The organism is Tissierella sp. (assembly GCF_052089545.1).
Taxonomy (GTDB): Bacteria; Bacillota; Clostridia; order Tissierellales; family Tissierellaceae; genus Tissierella_A.
The window spans coordinates 1-870 of the sequence record NZ_JBQDAA010000282.1; the positions used below are offsets into that span (position 1 = coordinate 1).

Sequence of the window (870 nt, forward strand, 5' to 3'; positions counted from 1 at the left end):
CTATAGCACATAAAAAAAGCATACAATATGTATTAAATAGAGCAGATAAAATATTATCTACAAGTGAAGTTATGGCTAAAGAAACTAAAAAATACACTAATAAAGCTATAGAAGTTACACCTTTTGGTGTAGATACTAATAAATATAAGCCAAATGACCAATATAAAAACGAGAATAAAATTATCATTGGAACAGTAAAAACATTAGACCCTAAGTATGGAGTAGATTATTTGATAAAAGCATTCGCTAATTCAGTTAAAAATAATCCTGACTTAGATTTAGAACTTCATATAGCAGGAAAAGGACCTCAAGAGCAAGAATTAAAACAACTATCTAAAAAATTAGAGGTTTTTGATAAAGTTAGATTTTTAGGTTTTTTATCGGAAGATCAAGTAATAAAGACCTTTAATTCATTTGATATAGCAGCATTTCCATCAATATTTGATAGTGAGAGTTTTGGGGTAGCAGCAGTAGAAGCTGGAGCTTGTAGTGTGCCTGTTATTGTATCAAATGTGGGAGGACTACCTGAAGCAACAAATCCAGGTGTTTCAAGTATAGTAGTTGAAAAAGAAAACATAGAAGAACTTACTAGTTCATTAGATAGATTGATTAATGATGATTTACTTAGAATTAAAATGGGTCAAGCAGGTAGAAAATATGTAAAAGAAAAATTTGAAATACGAGATAATTTTGGAAAAGTCAATAATATATATATGGAATTTAAAAATTAATATAAATATTTAAGGTAGTTTTGGAGTGATAATATGAAAAATATATGGATTTTAAATCATTATGCAATCCCCCCTGAATTAGGTCCTTTAATTCGTCATTATAAATTTGCTGAAAATTTAATACTAAGAGGATATAAAG

The 870-nt window shown here is 27.8% G+C and carries 1 protein-coding gene; it reads left to right on the forward strand.

The window, feature by feature from the left end; all coding sequences use genetic code 11:
- The coding region (locus ACTHW2_RS12940) for a glycosyltransferase family 4 protein (RefSeq protein WP_442264301.1) at positions 1-731 on the forward strand (731 nt) is incomplete at its 5' end.
- Positions 732-870 lie beyond the last annotated feature (139 nt).